Source organism: Streptomyces aurantiacus (assembly GCF_001418335.1).
In the GTDB taxonomy this organism is placed as follows: Bacteria; Actinomycetota; Actinomycetes; order Streptomycetales; family Streptomycetaceae; genus Streptomyces; species Streptomyces aurantiacus.
Genome location: NZ_LIPP01000341.1, coordinates 1 through 6,645 on the forward strand (window position 1 = coordinate 1; position 6,645 = coordinate 6,645).

Genomic DNA, 6,645 nt, shown 5'->3' on the forward strand with positions numbered 1-6,645 from the left:
GACCGGCATGCCGGTCGCCGACATGGTGCGGTACGCGGAGATGGTGCGCGCGGGCGACGACACGTACGCCGACCGCTTCGCGCTCCTGGAAGCGACGCGCCGGGATGTGCGGTCCCGGATCGCCGAGCTCCAGGACACCCTCGCCGTACTCGACCGGAAGATCAGTTTCTATGCGGACGCCGGGCGGCCCCTGGCGTCGGAGAGGTCCCGATGACGGACAGCAGCATCGCGAAGGCCCGGCTCGGTACGGACGGCCCCGAGGTCGGCGTGCAGGGCCTGGGCTGTATGGGCATGAGCTTCGCGTACGGCCCGACGGACGCCGAGGAGGCGCGGGCCACGCTGGAACGCGCGCTGGAACTGGGCGTCACGCTGTACGACACGGCCGACGCCTACGGCAGGGGCGACAACGAGCGCTTTCTGGCACCGTTCTTCGCGGCACACCGCGACGAGGTCGTCATCGCGACGAAGTTCGCGTTGTCCATCCCGCCGGACGACCCGACCAAGCGCATCGTCCGCAACGACGCGCCGTACATCCGGCAGTGCGTGGAGGCGAGCCTCCAGCGACTGGACGTCGATGTGATCGACCTGTACTACATGCACCGCCGTGATGTGAACGTCCCCATCGAGGAGACCGTCGGCGTCATGGCGGACCTGGTCCGCGAGGGCAAGGTCAAGCAGCTCGGCCTCAGCGAGGTGACGGCCGGCGAGCTGCGTGCCGCGCAGACGGTGCACCCGATCGCGGCCGTCCAGTCGGAGTGGTCGCTGTTCAGCCGGGACATCGAGGCGGGCGTCGTCCCGGCGGTCCGCGAACTGGGCGTGACCCTGGTCCCGTACTCCCCGCTCGGCCGGGGCTTCCTCACCGGCTCCTTCGCGAACGCGGAGAAGGACCTCACCGCCGACGACGTACGCCGTCAGCACCCCCGCTTCACGGGCGACAACGCGGCGGCGAACGCGGCCCTGCTGGAGTCGATCCGGGCGGTGGCCAAGGCCCACGACGCCTCCGTGGGGCAGGTCGCGCTGGCCTGGGTCCACCAGCAGGCGGCGACGTGGGGACTCCCGGTCGTCCCCATCCCGGGCACCCGCAGGCGCACCCGTGTCGAGGAGAACGTGGCGGCGACCCGAATCGAACTGACCGAGACGGACCTGGCCACCCTGGAACCCATCGCCGCAAAGGTCGCGGGAACCCGCTACCCCGACATGACCTTCGCTTCGGCGGGCAGGGAGTAACCCGAGCCCCGTAAGGGGCGCGGGGAACTGCGCGACCAGCCACGACGGACCCGCAGCCGACGAACTCTCCGCAGCCCTCACGACTTCACAGCTCAGCCAACAACTCGGCCTTCTTCACGGAGAACTCCTCATCCGTGACAAGCCCCGCCTCATGAAGATCCCCAAGATGCCGGATCCGGTCGGCGATGTCGGCCGGATCCCGCCGAGCCCCCGGCACCACGGCGGCGGCCATCGCACCAGCCCCCTCGGAGAGCCCCGCGGGCCCACCCGACCGCACCGCACCCAGCACAGCCGCCGCGAACGGCAACGACTCATGAACCGGCCCGTACCCGAGCCCGAAAACGACAGCCGCCGGATCCTGATCCGGCGCCCCCGGCTGCCCACCGGCCGCGGCCTCACGGCGAAGCAGCCGCAGATGCCCCTCGAAGACCTCGGGCGACCGCCACTCCACCCCGCACAGGTCGGCCACGGCGAACGTCTGGTCGCCGGCCTTCCACTTCGCGGACGAGGCCCCCGTCCAGAACCACCGGAAGGCCACGGACTTCCCGTCGAAGGACGCCTTGCCGTCGTACGCCTTGAACTGGAGCGGCGTCTCGGGCGGCTGCACCAGATAGCGCTCGGCCGGACCCGCGTCCTCGGGCGCGAGCATCGCGCGCAGCTCGTCCGCGTAGTACTCGGCGAGCGTCTCGCGCTCGGCGGGCAGCACGAGGCGGTAGGGGTCGCACACATCCTTCAGCTGTCCGGCGGCCGCCTCCATCAGCGGATCCGCCCCCGCTCTCGGCTCGGCCCGCAGGACGACCGTCCCGCGCTTGCCGGGCGTCAGTGTCACCGCCTCGATCGCCTCGATCGGGATGCGGCGCTCACCGAGCGCCTGGAACAGCTTCGGCGTGCGAATCCCCCGTTCGAAGCGGATGAGCACGGAGTCGGACTCGAACTCCCAGGCGGCATGAAATCCGGCCAGTACGTCACCCATGCGGGCCATCGTATGCGGCATGCGCTTCCTAGTCCCCTCCCTGAGCAGACCGCGGTTTCTTCGTTCTCTACGCGCGTCCTGCTTCAGCCGTGTCGGACAAACCCTTACTGCACGCGTCGTCCTTGTGTGCGCAGCTGACCGCGCGGTACGCGCCAATCCCGATCTCGGCGAAGTTCCGCAGGCTGTCGGTCCCGGGCTCGAAATACCCGGTGTGTCCCTTCGCCCCGCGCGCGGACAGCACCCGCGCGCCGAACTCGGAGGACATCGGATCGGCGCCGTGGCCGAGCCCGCCGAACTCCAGGTGCGGTACGTCCTCGATCCAGTCGTCGGAGTCCCGCACGGCCCACACCCGGGCCGAGGTGCGCAGCTGCGCGGCCTTCTCGGCCCGCATGCCCGGACTGCCCGCCACCGCTATGTCGGAGACCCGGGGAGGCAGGGAGCGCGCGGCGACGCCGCACACCACCGACCCGTAGCTGTGGCAGTACAGCGCGACGCGCGAGCGGCCGGGCAGGGCCCGTACGAGGGCGTCGAGCCGGACCGCGCCCTCCTCGGCGCGGATGCCGGTGACGGCGTCCATGCCGAGTCCGCTCGGTGACGTGTAGTCGGCCCACGCTATGACGGCCGTACGCGTCCGGGGGCTCGCGTCGCGCTCGGCGCGGTACAGCGCCTTGGCCATGCCGACGGGCGCCGTGTACTTGTGCTCGCTGCGCTGGAAGGTCAGCAGGTCGGTGTCGACGCCGGGCACCACGACCGAGACCCGCTCGGCCCTGCCGAGGTTGCCGAAGACCTCCGCGACCCGGCCCGATCCCATCGGGTCGAAGGCGAGGATGCGGCGCTCGCCGGCCATCAGCGCCTCGTACCGCTGCATCCGGCGGCTCGCATCGTGCTGACCGGCCGCGGAGAGCCGGTTGTCGTGCATGCGTTTCAGCTCGACCTTGCGTGCCTGGCCGAGGGCGATGCGGTTGGCGCGGTAACGGAGGCTCACCGGCGCCCCGTTCATGTTGCCGACCGCGAGCGGATAGCGGGCGGCGAGCCGGGAGCGCTGGTACGCGTCGAGCGAGGCGAAGAACTGGGTCAGCCGAGCGGGTGTCGTCCTGTCCGGGTCCGGCAGCCGCTGCCCGCCCATGTGCCCGCGGTCCCATGCGGCGAGGGAGACCGCGAGCGGTGTGGTCGCGCCTCTGTGGCTGCGCACCGCGGTCCAGCCGGTGGTCCCGAGCATCACGAACACCACGGCCAGCGCGAGCAACATGCGCCAGACGTTGAGTTGGGGTGTGGAGTCGAAGGAAGTCACTGAAAGGACACACTAGGAGAACGGGAGGGTCTCGCGTTAACCGAGTGAGGGGGATCACGTTTCCGGTGGGGTAATTGGGGCAAAGTAGCCGTGATTCACAGCGGGTGATCGCGCTGTGTACGTAGATGGCATGATCCATGCCCATTCGAGCGCGACCTTGTGTGAGCAGGGAGTTACTCTCCGCCCTCCTTCTTCTCCCTCTTCTCCCCCTCTTCCCTCTCCTCCTCCTTCTCCCTGGCCTCCCCCTTCTCCCTGGCCTCGCGGTGGTGTTCGTCGCGCGTGTGCCAGTTCTCGGCCAACGCGGGCCCCATCTGGTCGAGATACGACGCGGTCAGTTCCCGCATGGCGGCCACGCTGAAGTCCTCGCCCGCGCCCCACCGGCGGGCCGCCAGCCGCATCACGCCGCCGAACAGGGCCACCGTCACGCGCGGACGCGGATCTGCGTCCACGTCGACGCCCTCGCGCGCCGCGATCGTCCGGGCGAGCTCCTCCTCCAGCTTCTCGTGGTGGCACAGATGGATGGCGAGCAGTGCGGGCGTCGACTCGATCAACTGGAAGGTGCGCATGTGCAGTTCGATCGGGACGACGGCCTCGATGGCCTCCCCGATGGTGTCCCAGTTCGCCAGGACGGCCCGGCGCAGCGCGTCCAAGGGGGGCTCGTGGGGCGGGCGTCGGCGCACCGCGTCGAGGAAGTGCGACTCGGTCATCTCCTGGACGGCGAAGGCGGCTTCCTCCTTGCCGGCGAAGTAGCGGAAGAAGGTGCGCTGGGAGACGTCGACGGCCTCCACGATCTCGTCGACGGTCGTCTGCTCGTAGCCGTTGGCCGTGAACAGTTCCAGCGCGGCCCGCACCAGTGCGTCCCGGGTGCGCTGCTTCTTGCGCTCGCGCAGCCCGGGGCGTGATGCCGTGTCCATGAATCCTCTTCTCGCCTTCCGGCTTCTCGTCCTCCGGCCCATGTGCTGCGCGAATGACGTGTCAGTTACCGAATAGTGAATTGGTTTGTCAATTGTCAGCGGCTGTCACTAATGTCGACGGCATGACTAGTCAGACCACCGTCGACAAGACGGGCCCGGCCGACGAGGTCCCGCCGGCCTCCTCCGGTCCGGCCCCGGCCAAGGGCCTGCGCGGCCACCCGTGGCTCACCCTGATCACCGTCGCCGTCGGAGTCATGATGGTGGCCCTCGACGGCACCATCGTGGCCATCGCGAACCCGGCCATCCAGAAGGACCTGGGTGCCACCTTCGCCGAGGTCCAGTGGATCACGAACGGCTACTTCCTCGCGCTCGCGGTCACGCTGATCACGGCGGGCAAGCTCGGCGACCGGTTCGGCCACCGCCAGACCTTCCTCATAGGCGTGGTCGGCTTCGCGGCGGCCTCGGGGGCCATCGGGCTCTCCGACAGCATCGCCCTGGTGGTCGTCTTCCGGGTGCTCCAGGGTCTGTTCGGCGCGCTGCTGATGCCGGCCGCGCTCGGTCTGCTGCGGGCCACCTTCCCGGCCGAGAAGCTGAACATGGCGATCGGCATCTGGGGCATGGTCATCGGTGCCTCCACCGCGGGCGGCCCGATCCTCGGCGGGGTCCTCGTCGAGCACGTCAGCTGGCAGTCCGTCTTCTTCATCAACGTGCCGGTCGGCGTCCTCGCGGTCGTCCTCGGCGCGGTGATCCTGACCGACCACCGTGCCAAGAACGCGCCGCGCTCCTTCGACGTGCTCGGCATCGGTCTGCTGTCCGGCGCCATGTTCTGTTTGGTCTGGGCGCTCATCAAGGCCCCGGAGTGGGGCTGGGGAGCCGCGCTGACCTGGTCGTTCCTCGGCATCTCGGTGCTGGGCTTCGCGTTGTTCGCGTTCTGGGAGAACCGGGTGCGCGAGCCGCTCATCCCGCTCGCCCTCTTCCGTTCCGTGCCGCTGTCGGCCGGTGTGGTCCTGATGGTGCTCATGGCGATCGCCTTCATGGGCGGCCTGTTCTTCGTCACCTTCTACCTGCAGAACGTGCACGGGATGAGCCCGATCGACGCGGGTCTGCATCTGCTGCCGCTCACCGGCATGATGATCGTCGGCTCCCCGCTGGCCGGCGCGATGATCAGCAAGACGGGGCCGCGTGTGCCGCTCGCGGGCGGTATGGCGTTCACCGCCATCGCCATGTTCGGTGTGTCGACGCTGGAGACGGACACCGGCAGTGGGCTCATGTCGATCTGGTTCGCGCTGCTCGGCCTCGGCCTCGCGCCCGTCATGGTCGGCGCCACCGAGGTCATCGTGGGCAACGCGCCGATGGAGCTCTCCGGTGTCGCGGGCGGTCTCCAGCAGGCCGCCATGCAGATCGGCGGCAGCCTCGGCACGGCGGTCCTGGGCGCCGTGATGGCCTCCAAGGTCGACAACGACCTCGCGGGCAACTGGGCCGACGCGGGGCTCCCGAAGCTCACCCCGGACGAGCTCGACCAGGCCGCGGAGGCGGTCCAGGTCGGCGCGCCGCCGGTGGCTCCGGGGACGCCGCCGGAGGTTGCCGCGAAGATCACGGACGTCGCCCACGACACGTTCATCTCCGGCATGAGCCTGGCGAGCCTCGTCGCGGCGGGCGTCGCCGTCGTGGCGGTCTTCGTGGCCTTCCTGACCAAGCGGGGCGCCAACGCGGAGGCGGGCGCGGGGACCGGCCACATCTAGGCTCCGTCAGGCGCCGTCGTCCGCACGGAAAAGAAGTACGTGTCTGGATTGACATGACCGGGGTACTCGGCTTCCGAGCCCGAACCGACCGGCATTCGGTCGGCTCAGAGGTCCAGGGAGTTGATGATGGCGGGCTTCGGTCACACCACGCGCAAACACCCTCGCTCACGTAGCCGTACGAGGTCACGGAGCGGGCCGGACAGCGCGACGCTCGGAATCATCGGAGTCATCTGCGCGGTCGCCGGTTTCTTCGTGCTGGGGATCATCCTCGGCCCGGTGGCGATCGCCTGCGGCTGGCTGGCCATGGGGCGCCGCTGGAACGGCGCCCGACCGGTACCGGCGCTGATCGCCGTGGTACTGGGAGCGATAGACACCGTCCTGGCGATCGTATGGATGGCCGGAACGGCAGGACCCGGCACCGGAGTGTTCTAACCGGCAGCCGAAGAACAAAAGTCCCCCGCGGTTCCCCTACCGGGACGCGGGGGACTTTTGTTCTTC

Annotated in this window: 7 protein-coding genes; 4 read left to right on the top strand and 3 right to left on the bottom strand. The window is 69.7% G+C overall.

Annotation, left to right across the window (positions count from 1 at the left end):
• Both AOK01_RS34225 and AOK01_RS34230 read left to right on the top strand, forming a co-directional pair.
• Positions 1-214: MerR family transcriptional regulator (locus tag AOK01_RS34225; RefSeq protein ID WP_483855256.1), on the top strand; the 214-nt coding region annotated here is incomplete at its 5' end.
• Positions 211-1,227 carry an aldo/keto reductase gene (locus AOK01_RS34230; protein ID WP_055518603.1) on the top strand — a complete coding sequence of 339 codons (1,017 nt, stop codon included), beginning with the start codon at positions 211-213 and terminating at the stop codon, positions 1,225-1,227. The genes AOK01_RS34225 and AOK01_RS34230, both read left to right, overlap by 4 nt.
• 85 nt (positions 1,228-1,312) lie before the next feature.
• On the opposite strand, the gene AOK01_RS34235 is transcribed toward AOK01_RS34230, so the two are convergent.
• The 3 genes from AOK01_RS34235 to AOK01_RS34245 form a co-directional block, all read right to left on the bottom strand.
• Positions 1,313-2,209, bottom strand: coding sequence for a DUF4429 domain-containing protein (locus AOK01_RS34235; RefSeq protein ID WP_055518604.1), 897 nt, complete (start codon positions 2,207-2,209; stop codon positions 1,313-1,315).
• 58 nt (positions 2,210-2,267) lie between these two features.
• Positions 2,268-3,491 carry an alpha/beta hydrolase gene (locus AOK01_RS34240; protein ID WP_055518606.1) on the bottom strand — a complete coding sequence of 408 codons (1,224 nt, stop codon included), beginning with the start codon at positions 3,489-3,491 and terminating at the stop codon, positions 2,268-2,270.
• Positions 3,492-3,664: 173 nt separating this feature from the next.
• Complete coding sequence (locus AOK01_RS34245; RefSeq protein ID WP_079103993.1) at positions 3,665-4,405, bottom strand: TetR family transcriptional regulator; 741 nt, start codon at positions 4,403-4,405, stop codon at positions 3,665-3,667.
• 122 nt (positions 4,406-4,527) lie between these two features.
• On the opposite strand from AOK01_RS34245, the gene AOK01_RS34250 reads away from it, so the two are divergent.
• Both AOK01_RS34250 and AOK01_RS34255 read left to right on the top strand, forming a co-directional pair.
• Positions 4,528-6,147 (top strand): MFS transporter, encoded by a 1,620-nt coding sequence (locus AOK01_RS34250; RefSeq protein ID WP_055518607.1) that lies wholly within the window; start codon positions 4,528-4,530, stop codon positions 6,145-6,147.
• A 123-nt stretch (positions 6,148-6,270) separates the two neighbouring features.
• The gene (locus AOK01_RS34255) at positions 6,271-6,579 is read left to right on the top strand and encodes a hypothetical protein (protein WP_055518609.1); all 309 of its coding nucleotides are present in this window, start codon (positions 6,271-6,273) and stop codon (positions 6,577-6,579) included.
• Positions 6,580-6,645: the final 66 nt, after the last annotated feature.